Origin of the sequence: Antrihabitans auranticaus, from assembly GCF_016481275.1 — a bacterium.
Lineage (GTDB): Bacteria > Actinomycetota > Actinomycetes > Mycobacteriales > Mycobacteriaceae > Antrihabitans.
Genome location: NZ_JAEMNW010000003.1, coordinates 733,605 through 749,739, shown reverse-complemented (window position 1 = coordinate 749,739; position 16,135 = coordinate 733,605). Strand labels below are relative to the sequence as shown.

13 protein-coding genes and 2 pseudogenes are annotated in these 16,135 nt (G+C 66.1%); 2 read left to right on the top strand and 13 right to left on the bottom strand.

Annotation, left to right across the window (positions count from 1 at the left end):
* Positions 1–2 precede the first annotated feature (2 nt).
* Positions 3–539: a dihydrofolate reductase family protein gene (locus JGU72_RS17710; protein WP_199685237.1), complete on the bottom strand. Its 537-nt coding sequence runs from the start codon at positions 537–539 to the stop codon at positions 3–5.
* Positions 540–579: 40 nt separating this feature from the next.
* Positions 580–1,251, bottom strand: coding sequence for a winged helix-turn-helix transcriptional regulator (locus JGU72_RS31270; protein WP_199685236.1), 672 nt, complete (start codon positions 1,249–1,251; stop codon positions 580–582).
* Positions 1,252–1,368: 117 nt separating this feature from the next.
* Here JGU72_RS31270 and JGU72_RS17700 point away from each other — a divergent pair, with 117 nt between their 5' ends.
* Positions 1,369–2,514: an acyl-CoA dehydrogenase family protein gene (locus JGU72_RS17700; RefSeq protein WP_199685235.1), complete on the top strand. Its 1,146-nt coding sequence runs from the start codon at positions 1,369–1,371 to the stop codon at positions 2,512–2,514.
* Between the two features lie 4 nt (positions 2,515–2,518).
* Here JGU72_RS17700 and JGU72_RS17695 read toward each other — a convergent pair whose 3' ends face one another.
* Together JGU72_RS17695 and pip are read right to left on the bottom strand one after the other, a co-directional pair.
* Positions 2,519–2,911, bottom strand: coding sequence for a hypothetical protein (locus tag JGU72_RS17695; RefSeq protein WP_199685234.1), 393 nt, complete (start codon positions 2,909–2,911; stop codon positions 2,519–2,521).
* Between the two features lie 101 nt (positions 2,912–3,012).
* Positions 3,013–3,966 (bottom strand): prolyl aminopeptidase, encoded by a 954-nt coding sequence (pip, locus tag JGU72_RS17690; RefSeq protein WP_307828493.1) that lies wholly within the window; start codon positions 3,964–3,966, stop codon positions 3,013–3,015.
* Between the two features lie 52 nt (positions 3,967–4,018).
* On the opposite strand from pip, the gene JGU72_RS17685 reads away from it, so the two are divergent.
* Positions 4,019–4,525, top strand: a complete 507-nt coding sequence (locus JGU72_RS17685) for a pyridoxamine 5'-phosphate oxidase family protein (RefSeq protein WP_199685232.1) — start codon at positions 4,019–4,021, stop codon at positions 4,523–4,525.
* Here the strand turns inward: JGU72_RS17685 and JGU72_RS17680 are convergent.
* The 9 genes and pseudogenes from JGU72_RS17680 to JGU72_RS30760 all read right to left on the bottom strand — a co-directional run.
* A complete protein-coding gene (locus tag JGU72_RS17680; protein ID WP_199685231.1) occupies positions 4,501–5,010 on the bottom strand; it encodes a pyridoxamine 5'-phosphate oxidase family protein in 510 nt (169 codons plus the stop codon). The genes JGU72_RS17685 and JGU72_RS17680 overlap by 25 nt on opposite strands.
* Positions 5,000–5,149 carry a hypothetical protein gene (locus JGU72_RS17675; protein WP_199685230.1) on the bottom strand — a complete coding sequence of 50 codons (150 nt, stop codon included), beginning with the start codon at positions 5,147–5,149 and terminating at the stop codon, positions 5,000–5,002. The genes JGU72_RS17680 and JGU72_RS17675 overlap by 11 nt, the downstream gene beginning before the upstream one ends.
* Positions 5,150–5,289: 140 nt before the next feature.
* Positions 5,290–7,086, bottom strand: coding sequence for an exodeoxyribonuclease V subunit alpha (gene recD / locus JGU72_RS17670; protein WP_199685229.1), 1,797 nt, complete (start codon positions 7,084–7,086; stop codon positions 5,290–5,292).
* Complete coding sequence (locus JGU72_RS17665; protein WP_199685228.1) at positions 7,083–10,319, bottom strand: UvrD-helicase domain-containing protein; 3,237 nt, start codon at positions 10,317–10,319, stop codon at positions 7,083–7,085. The genes recD and JGU72_RS17665 overlap by 4 nt, the downstream gene beginning before the upstream one ends.
* Positions 10,316–13,579, bottom strand: coding sequence for an exodeoxyribonuclease V subunit gamma (recC, locus tag JGU72_RS17660; protein WP_199685227.1), 3,264 nt, complete (start codon positions 13,577–13,579; stop codon positions 10,316–10,318). The genes JGU72_RS17665 and recC overlap by 4 nt, the downstream gene beginning before the upstream one ends.
* A 32-nt stretch (positions 13,580–13,611) precedes the next feature.
* The gene (locus JGU72_RS17655; RefSeq protein WP_199685403.1) at positions 13,612–14,331 is read right to left on the bottom strand and encodes an energy-coupling factor ABC transporter ATP-binding protein; all 720 of its coding nucleotides are present in this window, start codon (positions 14,329–14,331) and stop codon (positions 13,612–13,614) included.
* Entirely contained in the window at positions 14,331–15,092 is a 762-nt protein-coding gene (gene cbiQ / locus JGU72_RS17650) for a cobalt ECF transporter T component CbiQ (protein WP_199685226.1), read from the bottom strand. The genes JGU72_RS17655 and cbiQ overlap by 1 nt, the downstream gene beginning before the upstream one ends.
* Positions 15,089–15,400 (bottom strand): annotated as a pseudogene (locus JGU72_RS30765) (PDGLE domain-containing protein); the annotation flags it as partial. The gene cbiQ and the pseudogene JGU72_RS30765, both read right to left, overlap by 4 nt.
* A 30-nt stretch (positions 15,401–15,430) precedes the next feature.
* Positions 15,431–16,072 (bottom strand): annotated as a pseudogene (locus JGU72_RS30760) (energy-coupling factor ABC transporter permease); the annotation flags it as partial.
* Between the last annotated feature and the right edge of the window lie 63 nt (positions 16,073–16,135).

The window sequence follows — 16,135 nt, the reverse complement described above, 5'->3', positions numbered from 1 at the left end:
TCCTACGAATCGACCTCGTAGGAAAGCAGCGCGACTCCGGACTCGAACGCCTTCGTCTCGAGCAAGGTCACCGTCGGTGCAAGTCCTGTCGGAAACAGGGTTCGACCGTGGCCTTGCACGATCGGATACACGAACAGGCGGACCATGTCGACGAGCCCCGCCCGCAACAGCGAATCGACCAACGTGACGCTGCCGGTCACCGTGATGTCCTTGCCCTGTTCGGCTTTCAGGTCGGCGATGGGATCGAGGCTCGAGACGATCGTCGTGTTCACCCAGTCGGCCTGTTCCAACGACGTCGACACGACGAATTTGGCAACGCCGTCGAGGTACTCCGAGATCGGATCGCCTTCGCGCCCCGGCCAGTAGCCTGCGAACTCCTCGTAGGTGGTCCGGCCGAGTACGAGTGCATCGGCTGCCGCACCGTGCGCATTCGTGGTGGCCAGCAGCTCTTCATCCGATTTCGTCGGGTCGAACCAGTCGCCGATCGGTGAAACTATGCCGTCGAGGGTGACGTTCTCGGTAACGATGAGTTTCCGCACGGTGTAGGCCTACCCCCGATCGGTGCTCACCAAGCAGTCTCTAAGCGCGCACAGCAGCACTGACCGCCGGTGCCATCGGGCTCATCTGCAGGATCGACGAGATGCGCCGCGTGAAAGCGCTCGACCCGACCACCTCGATTTTCCCGGCGCGCAGCGCGTCGTTCACCGACAGCTTGCCCAGCCAGACTTGATACAGCGCCGCGACATCCGCGATGAGTGTGACGTCGGTGTCGTACCCGGGATCGGTCTTGCAGATCGACGGATCACCCGCCTCCACCACCACCCAGTACAGACGCGGGTCGTCGGTGAACCGAATGTGGACGACGTGGCGCCTGCCGGGCAACCCCGACGTGTCGATGCGGCTGTGCATCCACCAGACGAGCAATTCCGCGTCGAGCTCGGCCGGTTCCGGATCGCCGAACGCGAACTGAGCTCCCCACTCGCCGAGACCGAAGACGATGGGCTCGAGCGCCTGGCCGGCTTTCGTCAGGACGTAGTGGGAGCCGGTTCGTTCGACGAGACCCGCCTGCTCGAACTGCCGAAGCCGCTTCGTCAGCAGACTCCGGGAGATTCCAGGAAGGCCGCGCGCCAAATCGTTGAAACGCGTTGTCCCGATGATCAAGTCGCGAACGATCAGCAACGACCACCGCTCGCCGACCACGTCGAGCGCACGGGAAATCGGACAATACTGCCCATAACTGACATCCGCCACAACGCCACCTCACTTCGAACGCCGCCTCGGCGCTAGGCACCCTAGGTCTATTTTTCGTACCGGTTGAGTGCAATTTCTAGACTATCTGCAGGTCGCGACCGTTCATACCGTTGATGCATGACGACTTTTGCACAACCTGAGACCACCTTCCCCGCCACCGACTGGGCCGCTGTCGCCCGTGAGATCGGCCCGGCCCTCTACGCCGAAGCAGCCGAACGCGACCGCACCGGAGAAATCTCCTTCACGGCGTTCGACACGCTGCGCACATCGGGAATCACCAGCGCATTGGTGCCCGTCGCCTTCGGCGGCGGTGGTGCGACTCATGCCGAGATGGGCGCTGTACTCCGGGAACTGGCTTCTCACGACCCCTCCACCGCGGTGTCTCTCGCGATGCACACCCACCTCGTTGCCACCCAGGTCTGGCGGCACAACCATGGCATGGACGCCTCGAAGGTGTTCGGCAAAGTGGTAGGCGACCACGCCGTCCTCGTCAGCACGGGCGCTTCCGACTGGGTCGTCTCGAACGGCAGTGCCGTCCGCGTCGACGGCGGCTACCGGGTGTCGGCGCGGAAGGCTCCGGCGAGCGGTTGCGAGGTCGGCAACGTGGTCGTGACGAGCATCCGCTGGGAAGACGCGCCCGATGGCGCGAAGGTCATCCACTGTGCGATCCCGTTGCGCGCAGACGGTGTCCGAATCGAATCGACTTGGGACACAATGGGTCTGCGCGCTACCGGCTCGCACACCGTGATTTTCGAGGACGTCTTCGTGCCCGACGCGGCGGTATCGCTGATCCGGCCGGCGGACGCGTGGCCGCAATTGCTGAACATCGTCGTCGGCGCCGCGATGCCGTTGATCATGTCTACCTACCTGGGAATCGCGGATGCTGCAGTCGAATTGGCGCGCAAAGCGGTCGTCGGCAAGACAGAGGCGCACACCTATCAGCTCGTCGGCGAGATGATGAACGCGTACACGACGGCCGAGGACCTCGTCGCCGCCATGTTCGCCGATTCCGACAATCTCCAGTTCGCCAACACCGACGCCTACGCGAGCCGGATCCTGAGCCGGAAGACCGTCGCTGCCGACGCACTGATCGACACCGTCCGGCTTGCGATCGAGGCGACCGGAGGTCTCGGCTTCTCGCGGCACAGCGACATCGAGCGGCTCTACCGCGACATCCACGGCAGCCTGTTCCACCCACTGCCGCGCGCGAAGCAAACCCAGTTCACCGGACGTGTGACGCTCGGTGTGAGCCCCGTTTCCTGACGCGCTAGAACACCCGGCAGGTCGTGCTACCGGTGTTGACGCCGGTACCGACCACGACCAGCGTCGTCTGCACGTTGTCGCCCTGCGTTGCCGTCAGCAGGTGGGATCCCGGCGCGTTCGGCGTCCAGTTCACGGTTGCACTACCGCCCGTTGGCACGACCTGCGCGGCCGGCGTGAAACTCGCGCCGGCCGCGTCGGCAAATGTCACCGGCACGTTGGACGTCGTCCACGCTGTAAGGGTGTAGGTGCAACTGGCACCGAAGCCGTTGCTGTTGCCCTGCAGGAGGTCCAATTTGGCGACCGCTGCGCTGGCCTGGCCGGGCAGGCTGAGCACGGCCGTCGCAAGCAAGAGACCGGCAACTGCCGGTGCGGAAATCCTTCGAATCAAGACAACCATCCCGAAACACCCGCTACTACCGACCCGCACTGTGCGCTAACGGTGAAATGCCTGCACAACTGGTATGACTATGCCAGATTTGGCTACCGAACGACCATCGTTCACAGGCGATTGGCAGCAAACCGGTTGGTTGCGGCAACCATGTGCGCGGTGATCCCCGGACCGCCGTGCCCGTCGTCGTCGACAAGGTGCAATTCGGCGTCCGGCCAGGCTTGCGCGAGCTCCCACGCCGTGTCCGGCGGACCGCTCAGATCCAGGCGTCCGGTGATCAGAACACCGGGGATTCCGTTGAGCTTCGTGACGTCCCGAAGCAGCTGACCCTCCGGGAGGAAAGCTGCGTGGCGCCAGTAGTGCGTCGTCAAACGCACGAAGCACAACCGAAAGGCGGGGTCGTCGAACTGCTTGAAGTGTCGACGCTTCGAGCCGATTCCGACGTGGCTGTCCTCCCACTCGCACCACGCTCGGGCAGCCTCATCGCGAACTGCGGGATCCGGGTCGGCGAGCAGGGCGGCGTAAGCGTCGACCATGCTCCGGTCGCGGAGAGCCGCGGGCACCGCAGCACGGAACCGCGCCCATTCCTCGGGGAACAATCGCCCGACAGACCGCGTGATCCAGTCGACCTCGCGGGGCCCGGTCGTCGTGACGGATGCGAGCACCACCTCGGTCACGCGGTCGGGGTGCGCCTCCGCATATGCCAGCCCGAGCGTGGTTCCCCATGACCACCCGACCACCATCCACCGAGCGACCCCGAGGTGCCCGCGCAACAGCTCGATGTCGGCGATCAGGTGCTCGGTGGTGTTGGTGGAGAGGTCGGTCGCGGGGTCACTCGCGTGGGGTGTGCTGCGACCGCAACCGCGCTGATCGAGCATGACGATCCGATAGAGCGCAGGGTCGAAGACCTGCGCCATGCCCGGCTTGCAACCACCACCGGGTCCGCCGTGCAGCAAGACCACCGGCTTGCCGTACGGATTGCCGCGCACGTCCCAGTAGACGAGGTTGCCGTCGCCGACGGCCAGACTTCCCGATTCGTGCGGTTCGGTCACAGGGAACGTCACCACGCCACCGTATCGGTGTGTCGACGCGCGCCCGCGTGGGTACACCCCCCGAATGCAGCCTGCCGACGTCATCGAAGTCCTCGAAGAATCCGCGGCCCGAGCGCTCCTGGCAGCCCCGATTCCCGCGCGGCTGGCGTATACCGCGCTGGACCAGTCACCGCGGGTGCTGCCGGTCGGCTTTCACTGGACGGGCACGGAGTTCGTCGTCTGTGCCGATCCCGATTCTGCGAAGGTCGCGGCGATGCGCGCCAACCCCGACATAGCGCTGAGCCTGGAGTCCCCCAAGGAGCGGGACATGCTGCTGGTCCGCGGCAGAGCGCAGATCAGCCTCGTCGACGGGATCCCCGACGAATATCTTCTCGGCGCCAGGCGGTTGCTCCAGCGCGACCAGTGGCGAACGTTCGAAGCCGACGTCAGGTCTCGTTATCCACGGATGGCCCGGATCGGTGTCGCACCGGACTGGGCGCGCGTTCTCGACTTCGACTCGCAGAATCCGAAGGCTGTCGCCAAACGAGTTCGGCTGCGCCAGCTCGCTCAGGATTGTTCGCGGAATTCGTAGCGTGTCTGGCTGTACGGAACTTTCCCGAAAGCGAAGGCGACCCGCGGCGTGACCGCGAAGACCCAACCGTCGTTCCGGCCGCTCGGGTCGATCAGCACGCCGTCGCCGACCGAGAAACGCCAGGTCTCGCCGTACTTGCCCAGATAGGCCTCGGCAATTCGCCGCAGTGTGTCCTGATCGGTTGTCCGGATCGCATCGCCCTCGACGACGACGTCGAGGCCGTCGCTCAGGGTGTTGTTGCCGGTGGTGACGACGACTTTCGAGTTCTCGCGAAGGTTTCGAGTCTTTCGTTCGCGGGGACCAGCGGTGAAGTGAATCGCACCGTCGAGCCAGACCGTGATCAGCGGCGTCACATGCGGTCGCCCCGTCGGCCGTACGGTTGCCAACCACGAGGTTTCGGCTTCGGTCAGAACTTTGTCCGCCACCGACCAGTCGATCGGTTGCGCCGTCTCCTCGCTGAATTCCGGATCGAGTTCAGTCCTCATGCCGGTTGATTACCCGCATACCGCCGCCGGAAACCGGCTGGTAATCAGGCATTTCGATAGCGGTCGCAAACCAGTCGGTCAGCTTCATCATCAGCCAGAGAGCAGGACGGAACTTGAAGGTCCAGTTGCGCAACCGCATCCGCAGTTTTGTCGATGGCGCGAGGAACCCGCCGGCGTCGCCACTGCACCACCACCTCGCTCGCGACCTTGTTCCACGCTCGCGTTATATCGCGAGCATGGATCGAAACGGCGAGCAGCGCGAAGGAACTGGGATCCGACTCAGTACTTGCGCAACCCACTGGCTCGCAGGACCTGCCGTTCCACCCCAGCCAGAAAAGCCTCTTCGGTCCCGACGACACGCACGTGAGTGCGGGCCCTGGTGATGGCTGTGTAGAGCAGTTCGCGCGTCAGCAGGGAGGAATTGGCGTCGGGGAGCAGCACGGACGCGGTGTCGTACTGGCTGCCCTGACTGCGGTGGATCGTCATCGCATAGACGGTCTGCAACGCGGGCAAGCGACTGGGGTGTAGCAGAATCGGCTCCCCGCCGCGAAGGAATGCGGCCATGAGGTCGCCCGATTCGGTCGCCACGATGACACCGGTGTCGCCGTTGTAGATCCGGATCTCGTGATCGTTTGCGGTGACCAGCAGCGGCTGACCTGCTTGCAACCGGGTCGGGTCGATATGGGCACCGATCCACTCCGCCGCCTGCTTGGTCCAGTGCGCAACCCCGAACGGACCGTCCCGGTGGGCACAGAGCAAGCGATGGGTTTTCAACGCTTCGAGCGCAGCCCTTGCATCCCCGGCCGACGCCGCCGCTGTCACCGCGGAATCTGTCGCAATGACGTTCTTACGCAACGCGTCCACATCGTCGTAGGACACGAACGAAACCTCGTCGGACCCACTCGTCAACAGCTCCAGCGCTTCTTGGCTCCGGCCCTCCCGAACGGCCGCAGCGAGGTCCGCGATCACGCCACCGAAACGACGCCCCTCTGTCAAGCGGACTACGCCCGCGGCCAGGCGGTCTGCAGTATCGGGCGCAGCGGCCAGATCCGCGGCGACAAGCTCGGTGAACGCCGGATTCGCCTGTGTACGGACCGGTCTCGCAACGAGGTCGGCAAGTACCGCACCCGCGTCGACGGACATCAGCTGGTCGGGATCGCCGACCAGCAACAGCCGCGCGTCCGGCCGCACCGCCTCGAGCAGCCGGCACATGAGCGTCAGCGACACCATCGACGTTTCGTCGAGCACGACGACGTCGTAGGGCAACTTGTTTGTGGCATCGTGCCGGAAGCGCGTACCCGACCCGCGCGAGCCAAGAAGCCGATGCAGCGTCATTGCGCGCAAACCGGCTGGCAGCCCGAGCAATTCGGCCTGAGCATTCACCGCTTCCTCGAGCTGCGCGGCAGCTTTTCCGGTCGGCGCGGCGAGTCCGACGCGCAATGCCGGGCCATGTTCGGCGAACAAGAGCGCGAGAACGCGAGCGACGGCGTGTGTCTTACCTGTGCCAGGACCACCCGCCACGATCGACGTCCAATGCGTCGCCGCGAGGGCCGCTGCGATCCGCTGCCGGTCGGGTGCGGGGGAGGAGAAGTATTCCTGCAACCCTGTCGCCAGTTTCTCCGCATCGACGGCCGGGAATCGGGTTGCCCGATCGTCGAGAACCTGTCGGATGCTCTGCTCCTGGCGGAAATAGCGGTCGAGGTACAGCAGCGCGCCGTCGGCCGTATCCAAGAGCCGCAACGGCCGCAGCGGACCTGCCGTCCCACCGACCACGAGCGGACTGCTCCGCAGTCCGGACAGAATGTCCTCCGTTGCAGGCCAGGGCAATTCGTCGAGTTCTTCTTTCGACGTCTCGTCCACGCTGACGTCGCGGATGCGGTCCAGCTCGACGCACACGGAACCGAGGCGAACGGCACGCACGGCGAGGGCGGCGGCAAGCAGCACGCTCTCGTTCTCCTCACCACCGAGCTTCGACAGACGCGACGCCACGTGCACATCGGCAGCGACGAGCACGCCCGCTTCGTTGAAGACCTGAAGCAGTCCCTTGGCGCGTTTCGCTATCAACGGGCCGTTCATCGCACGCCCGCCAGCAAATCCGACAGTGCCACAATGAGATCCGCCGGTGGCTCCCAGTCGAAAACGCCACAACCCGGCGGGGTGTCCGGACCGATCATCCCGCGCACGAACAGATACTGCACTCCGCCGAGATGCCGGTGCGGATCGTAGTCGGTGAGCCGCCAGCGCAGATACCGATGCAGAGCAACCGAATACAGCAACGCCTGCAGCGGATAATGCGACCGCAACATTTCACCCGCCATCGCCGCTCGGTCGAAATGCAGCACCGAAAGTTCGCCGTGGACGATCCTGTTCGTCTTGTAGTCGGCGACGACGAACCGCTGATCTGGGGTCCGGACCACCAAGTCGATACTGCCGGAGAGATATCCGCGCAGGGGAGCCGCGTCCACAGTTGCGAGCATTCCGGCGTAGGGCGCCAACACGTCGTCTGCCGGTAGGTAGCGGCGTAGTAGGTCCGCGATCCGGACGAGCGTCACATGCTCGACGGTCGGATTGTCACCGCCTGCCAGTGGGAGTTCGAAATCCAACTCGGCCAATCGATCTCCTGGCCGGACCTCCGCAAGCGTCCCATAGCCGAGGGGTGTCTGCATGACCAGTTCGAGAGCAGCCGCGAGGTCCGCGGGTTCGATCGCGGCAAGGCTCGCGGCGATCGCCTGCCTGGACTTCGTCAGCAACTCGTTCGATAGATTCGGCACCGAGGTGTCGACCACCTCGAGAACCTCGTGTACGAGCGTGCCGAACGCGGGACCTGGTGGGAACCCGTTCATCGGCGACGGCGGCCCGTCGACGACCGTCTCGTCGAGCGCGACCTCGTCGGGCTCGTCGGTCGTACCCGGCTCTTCGGCTTCACTGCCGACGTGCCCGGTTTCGTGAACCGTCGCGGTGAGAGCCGAGTAGGAGGTCCGGCGCCAGCCCATATCGAGCTCCCGCGTGAACATCGCTGCAGCCAAGGCAGTTTCGCTCGAACCGCCGGGACTCCACCGGGTCGTGTCCGATGCACCCGGCGGAACGGGCTCCACGGATATGACGTCGGCGGCCGCGTCGCCCCAAGCGGCGAGTCGGGCGGCGGCCGTCACGTCGTCGGGCACCGTCGCGCGGAGTTCGACTTCGGGGGAATCCGCGACCCGTCCCATGACGAACCGGTGCAGCGGCGAAATACCTGTCGAGAATCCGGGCACCCACCATAGGACCACCTGCGACATTGCCCGCGTAACGGCTACGTACAGCAGCCTCAGTTCCTCGCCGGCTTCCTCGATATCGCTGCGCTGCTGTCGTTCTCGATACCCCGGACCGGTCTGCCCGCCGACATCGAGGATCCGTTCGCCGGCCGCGCCGTGCAGAAGGAGCGTGCTCGGATTCGGATTCTTGGCACCGTCCCAGCCGTACGGCACATAGACGACGGGAAACTCCAGGCCCTTGCTGGCGTGCACGGTCGCGATCTGCATTGCGGCAGCGTCGCTGTCCAACCGCCGCACCCGGTCCAGGGATCCACCCGACTTCGGGTCCTCGATACGGTCGGTAAGCCAGCGTGTGAGGGCGATCAAACCCAGCGACTGTTCCACCGCAACGCGATTGAGCAGCTGCGCGATGTGGCGAACGTCCGTCAGAACCCGCTCACCCGCAACGACCCCCAGCAGCCGACCGTCGAGATTTGTCTGCGCCGACAACCGCTCGAACAAGGCCGCGAAACCGGACAACGCAAAGAGTGCAGCCCACTCCCGCAGCTGACCGCTGACTTCGGCGACGATGTCGTCGCCACGCGCATCGAGTTCGGCCGCCGTGAAGCCCAGCAGCGGCGTCAGCGCTGCCAAACGAATCCGATCCTGCCGGTGCGGCGCGGCGAGTGCCTGCATCAACCAAAGCCAATGTGTCGCAGTGTCGGTCGCGAAGACGCTCGTACCCCCGGCGAGAACCGACGGCACGCCGACCGCGTCGAGCGCGTCACGAATGAAGGGAATGTGCGCCCAGCGGCGAGCCAGCACGGCGATGTCGCCAGGCTCCACCGAACCGTCGAGCCGGGCGACCACGTCGGCGGCGAGGTCCGCGGCGACCCGCCTGCGCAGATCGGCGGCACTGGCGAACCCACTCTTGCCGGTCGGACCCGAACCCGTCCGCGGTAGGTAACGCACCCGCAGGGGTTTGCCGCTTGCGAGTCTGCTCTTCGCCGGATCGCTCGGATCGACCTGATGCACAACGATTTCCGGGTGCCCCAGTGCGGCTCCACCGTAGAGGTGGTCCAGGGCAGTCAACAGTCCGGCGTCACTGCGGAAGTTCTTGGTCAGCTCTTGCCGGCTGTCTGCGAGGCGCACCGCACTCAGGTAGCTCGAGACTTCGGCACCGCGGAACGCGTAGATCGCCTGCTTCGGATCGCCGACGAGCACCAGCGTCGTCGAACCATGAAACGCACGGCGCAGAATTTCCCATTGGATCGGGTCCGTGTCCTGGAATTCGTCGACCAGAACCACACGATAGCGGTCACGGATCCGGCGGCACGCCGCGTCGCCATGCTCGGGGTCGGCGAGGGTGTCACGAAGCAGGACCAGGAGGTCGTCGAAATCGCGAATGCCACCGATCCGTTTGCGCCGCTCCACTTCCTGCCGAACCGCCGCCGCGAAGGCTGCGCGCTGCGCGGCTTCCGAGTCTTGGCCCGCATCCGGTGCCAGGTTCGCGTGGCGATCGGTGATCGCCGCAAGCGCAACACGGCGGGCATCCTCGAGCCTCATGCGCGGCCGCTCGCTGCTGTACACGCGCAGGTACAGGTCTTCGACCACCTCGGCGACGAGATCGTCGACCGATTCGACCAGCGACACATTGGGTTCCCGCTCACCGGCAATGCCGAGCGCATCCAGCATGCGCTGGCAGAAACTGTGCGTCGTTGCGATCGTCGCGGCGTCGAACTCCGACAGCTCACGCAGGAGGCGCTGGCGCACAATGGCAATCGCCGCGTCGTCACCCTGTGCCAGCAATCGCACGAGGTCGTCGGTGTGGGTTCGCGCCGAGTCGGGATCCGCGAGCGCGGTCGCCGTGAACGTCAGACGTTCGCGCGTACGTTCGCGCAACTCCTGGGTCGCTGCGCGGCTGAACGTCACGAGCAAAAGCTCCGACAGCCGGACAACCCCTTCCGCGACGTATCGCGTGGCGAGGCCCACTATGGCGTACGTCTTACCGGTTCCCGCGCTTGCTTCGAGGACGGTGGTACCCGTCGGGAGCGGGCCGTACAGATCGAAACTCATGGCTGCCTAACCGATTCCGACTCGAGAAGGGGAATCCACAGCCGGCACGCGAGGGCGCCGAACCGACTCGGATCCGGACCCCAGGCCTGCTCGTCGGGCAGTGGCGGCGCTGCGCTGAACGCACCGAAGCTGGGCGCAGGACCGTACAGGTAGGCCAGAATTCGATCCGTGTTGTCGCCGTAGGTTCCACTCCACGTCTCGCGCGCGGCGTCGAAGGCTTCGTCGACGCTGTTGCCCGTGTGCCGGCGCTCGGCGTAGACGGCGGACGCGTTCGTCGAAATCGGAAGTGGCGCTTGCACACCCCTGTCGCGTAGATCGACGAGTCGACGAAGCTGCTCCACCGGATCCGATGGCGCGACCAGCGTCGACCGGCGCAACGCTCGCCGGTAACCCCGTCCGGTCGTGATCGCCTCCCACGGTCCCGGGCGCGCGGCGGCGACGGCAAGCAGGTTGATCCACGCCTCCAGGCGATGCTTCGCGGCCAGTTTCGAATAGTAGGTCGCAGCAACAACATTGCCGTGTACCCCGCCGACCGTGCCGACGACTCTGCGACCGTCGCCGAGTTCGATGGCGACGTCGACCATCTCGGCCGCGCCCGTGTGGACCGGTTCTGAAACACGGACGAGCGCCTCGACCGACTGCGCAACATCGTCGAGCACCGCCGTCCCGAGTTTGAACGGGGGGAGCGTTCCGCGGCGCCATTCGGCTGCGCACAGGTCCTCGAGCGAACCGCCGCCGAGTCTGGCGGTGAGCAAACGGTCGCCGATGCTCCATTTCGCGAGCCCGTCCAGCTCGGCACTGAGCACATCCACGACGTCCTCGTCCAACTCGGGCACACGAACACGCAGGCGTTGATACAGGAACGCCTGAGTTGGATGCCGAAAGAACGCAACAAGATCCGCGACGCTGACGTCCTCGCTCGGCGCCGGTGCAAGCGCCGCCGACAAGAACGGGGCGACCTGCCGCGGCGGGCCAACGTTCGCGCGCGCACCGACCAGCGCGCGAGCGTCGAAGCTGAAGGGTTTCACGGCATCGAAATTCTTGGGATCGAAACCCTGCAGCGGATGCTCCGTGACGACCGACCCCGCGACCAAGGTTCGCGAGACGCAGTCGAGGAACTCGCCGACGGGCACGGCGGGCGGTCGCGTGACGCCGGTTACCGGATCCCTGCCGGTGTAGAAGACCAGCAACCGCTCACCGGCCGACAGCACCGCGTCGAGTAGGAGCTGCCGATCTTCGCTACGCGGATCCCGTTCGCCGACACAGGGATTGCGGCCCAGAATATCGTCACCGTCGGGACCCGCGGTGCGCGGGTAGACCTCGTCGTCGAGCCCGAGCAGCACGACCACCCTGTGCGGCACCGAGCGCATCGGCACGAGCGTGGCGACCGTAAGGTCGCCGGTCCGGAAGTTGGCGCGCGTCGGCCGACCCGCCAACCGGTTCGCGAGCATCGCCCGCACATCGGAGAGCCGCATTGCCACATCGGTGCCGTGCTCGGTCGCCGCCGCGAGCTCGCGGTGCGCCTGACCGAGTTGCCACGCATCGGAGTGGCTCACGTCGACGAGCAGATCGAGGGCGCGGGTCAGCGCTGCGATCCAATCCGGTGCCGGTCGAGTCCCACTCAAGCTGTGCAAGACCACGGCGACGCGGTCGACGAACTCGGCGAACCGGCCGGCCAAGTCGATGTCGTTGCTTTCGACGTCATCGAGCGGCAGGGTCCGGTCGAGCCAGCCGAGGTCCGATTCGTCGGCCGTGATGCCCAGGAGAATTCGGTCGAGGGCGGCGTTGAACGTGTTCTGCGGAAAGTTCTCCAAACCGAACGCGGCACGCTGTCGCTGCGAAATGCCCCATCTCGCACCGGCTTCCCCTGCCCACTCACGCAGCCGCTCCAACTCTTCGTCGCTGAAGCGGAACTGCTTGCGGACCGGGCCGGTCCCGGCGAGGTCGAGAATCTGGCTGGCGGTGGCACGACCGTCGGCAAGGTGCAGCAACGTCGCCAGCACGTCGAACAGCGGATTGGTCTGGCGGAGCGCACGATCGGCCATTCGGACGCGAAGCTTGTGGCCGGGATGGTCGAGCACACCCTGCCCGAACGCGGCGCGAACCAGTGGCGCGAAAGTCTCGACATCCGGGCACATGATCAGAACATCCCGGGGTTCCAGCGTCGGGTCGTCGGCGAACAGGTGCAACAGGGCTTCGCGCAGCACCTCGACCTGACGGGACGGGCCGTGGCACGAATGCACCGCGACCGTTCCGTCCGCCGGCGCAACTCCCGCCGGCGCGCGGTCGCCCGCGATATCGGCCTGCACCTGCGCCAACAACGAATCGGGCGGCCGGTCGACGGTCTCGTCGGTGACTTTGGCGATGCTACCGAGCCGCTGCTGGACCTCACGGACGTCGCGGGCGAGGCTCGCCAGCAGCGGATGGGAGGCCAGCAGTGCCGAGTCGTCCGCGTCACGTCGAACGACGGCGGGTAGGTCGGACAGTTTCTGCCACAGCGCCGGACTCGGATGCGGAAGCCACAGGTGAACCTCGCGATTCGCGCCGAGGGCAGCCAGGACTCGGAGCTGTTCGGTCGTCAGCCGCGTCGGTCCGAAGAGCGAAAGTCGAGGTGGGAGGTCCACGATGTCGGGTTCGGCACGCAAACGCGCACATCCGTCGTCGAGGCGCTCGGCCGGACTCGGGACGCCTATGCGCTCGCGGAGGCCACGCCACAGTTCCGCCTGCCACAGTTGGTCACCGTCGAGCGGCCGATCGACACCGTCCGTATCCCGCCCCGCCGCCCATTCCACGAGCATCTGCGGTCGGTCGGCGCTATAGCCCCGGAACAGGTCGGCGACATGTGCAGCTGTGCCGTAGCGCCGACCGATTCGATGACCGTCCCGGCCACGACCGAGGTGCTTCGCGATCACCGCGGCCCAGGGCTCGTCGAGCGACTCGTCGATCACCCTGAGCACGGACCACAAAACGCGGCCATGCGACCACGGATCGTCCTGCGCGGTGTATCCGCCCGCGGCAGCAATTGCCTCTTCGACGAGCCGCGCCGGACTCGGGAACAGAATGTTGGCTGCGACTCCATCCGAGTTCGCGGTAGCGGCGCCGAGTTTGCAGGACAACCGCTGGCTCAACCAGCGCTCGACACCCTTGGCCGGAACGGCAACGACCTCGGGCGCGAACGGGTCGGGGAGTGGCGTCGACAGCAGGTCCGCGAGCCCGTCGGCAAGAGTGCTCGACCGCGTCGCACGATGCAGCCTCAGCACAGCGCACCCCCGGTTCCGATCGACGACCTCCTTCAAACTAGACGATGCCGCGCGAGCAACGCCGTGTCGCCGAGAATTTCCGCGATGGGTCCGTCGGCAACCACGCTGCCGCCGTCGAGAATCACAGCTCGCCGGCAGATCCGCGCGGCGTAGGGCAGGTCATGAGTGACCATGAGGAGAGTCGTGCCCAGCCCGAGCAGGACGTCGGCGAGCTCACGGCGCGCGACCGGATCGAGGTTCGCTGCCGGCTCGTCGAGAACGAGGACGTCCGGTCGGCACGCGAGCACCGTCGCCAGGGCCGCGCGGCGCCGCTCGCCGATCGAGAGATGCGCGGGGGAACGCTCGCGGCTGCCCGCCATACCGACCGCGCCGAGCGCGGCCTCGACGCGCTGGTCCAGTTCAGCGCCGCGCACGCCGAAGTTCGCGGGTCCGAACGCGACATCCTGTGCGACGGTCGGCATGAACAGCTGGTCGTCGGGATCTTGGAAGACCAGACCGACCCGTTGCCGAATCTCGCGCACGGACTCTGAGGTGAGAGGCGTCTTCCCGATCCGGACGGTACCCGCGTCCGGCGTCAGCACGCCGTTGAGCTGCAACATCAGCGTCGACTTACCCGCACCGTTGGGTCCGAGAATCGCGACGCGCTCGCCAGGCGCGATATCCAGGGTCACCGCGGTCAGCGCCGCGGTGCCGTCCGGGTAGGTGTAGGTGAGGTTCTCGACGCTCACCGCTGCTGCGAGGTCGGTGTGGATCACAGCGACCACCACCCGCCGAGGCAGACGACCACGGCAAGCAACGCGGGGATCATGCCGATCGCCCACACGCGCGGGGTCGCAATCGCGCACCCGTAGTCCGGCACCGAACCGGTGAAGCCGCGCGACAACATCGCGACGTGGACTCGTTCGCCGCGTTCGTAGGAGCGGAGAAACAGCGCCCCCGCGCCACGCGCGGTGGCCGCCGCCTGCGCAACATTGCGCGGATCGGCACCGCGTGACACACGCGCGAGGCGCATCCGTCGGGCTTCGTCGACCAAGAGGTCGACGTATCGGAGCATCAGCACGACGATCGTGACGATCAGCCCGGGCACCCGCAGTTTCGACAACCCGCCGGGCAGGTCGCGCACGCTCGTGGTTGCCGCGAGAGTCAAGGAAATAGCGACGCCCAGCGTGCCTTTGACGAGGATTCCCCACGCCGCGATCAGCCCGCTCGTCGACAGCGTGAGGCCGAGGACATCGGTACGTGGGCCGTCGGCCGCGAACGGCAACAGCAACGCAAGCACGACGAACGGCAGCTCGATCGCCATCCGCGGGCCGATCCACCGCAACGGGATTCTCGCCCAGCGCCACACTGCCAAGACGAGCACGGCGTATACCGCGAACGGCCAGACCAACTCTCGTGGCGTCGCCACCACGGCAAATACCGCGACGATTGCGGCAACGATCTTCACCTCTGCCGCGGCCGTGTGCAGCGGTGAGTGCCCCGCCAGATACAGCGAGCCGTGGGACCCGCTCATGGGCGGGGTGTTCGAGTCCGAATACCAGCGACAAGCGTGGCTAGCGCGACGAACGCCGCCAGGACGCCGAGCACGCCGGCGAGTCCGGTGAAACGGTTGTCGCCGTCGATCGTGTAGTCGGCCAGCGGCGACTGCGCCAGGTGGTGATCCTGCGCATTCTGCGCAATGCATTCCCCGTTCAACTGCTCCGCGCCGTTCACTTCGGACACGGTGCACCCACGCTGGGTCGTCGCATCGAGACCGTCGGGCTGGGAACTCGCAAAGTAGGAGAGCAGACCCGCGCACAACAGCGTCGCCACGCCGAACGCGGCGAAGAACGCGGTCCGCGACCGCGCGCTGTCGACCTGCTCGGCCCGTAGGAGATACACGAGATCGGGGCGCGCCTTCGCCACAGCTCCGACGGTGATCGCGGTGATGATTCCCTCGCCGATTCCGATCAGCGCATGCGTGCCGAGTATGTACCAGGTGACCTCGCCGAGCGTCGATCCCGACGCCCCGCCGATTGCGTACTCGACGATGAAACCGGCCGACGCGCACACGGTTCCGAGCAGCGCGGCCACGAACGCGACGACCGGTAGTCGACGCACAATCGGAAGCAGCAGTCGCGCGGCCGTGTAACCGACAGCGACGCCGATCAGCGCCATATTGGTGATGTTCGTCCCGAGCGCGGTGAGGCCGCCGTCGGCGAAGAGCAGTGCTTGGACGACGAGAACGATTGCGACGCAGAGCACGCCGACATAGGGACCGACGAGTATCGCGGCAAGCGTGCCGCCGAGGAGATGCCCGCTGACACCCGGCAGGATCGGGAAGTTGATCATCTGGACCGCGAAGATGAACGCGGCAACCAGACCGGCCATCGGAGCGGCGCGTTCGGTCAACTCGGTTCGGGCCTTCAGGGCGGCGAACCCGAGGCCGACGATTGCGATTCCTGCGAACAACAACGACGTCGGAGCATTCACGATGCCGTCGCTCATGTGCATTGCGAGCGAAGTGTCCCTCACCCGAAGGACATTACTCTCTACATCTGATCAGGTGAACAGATG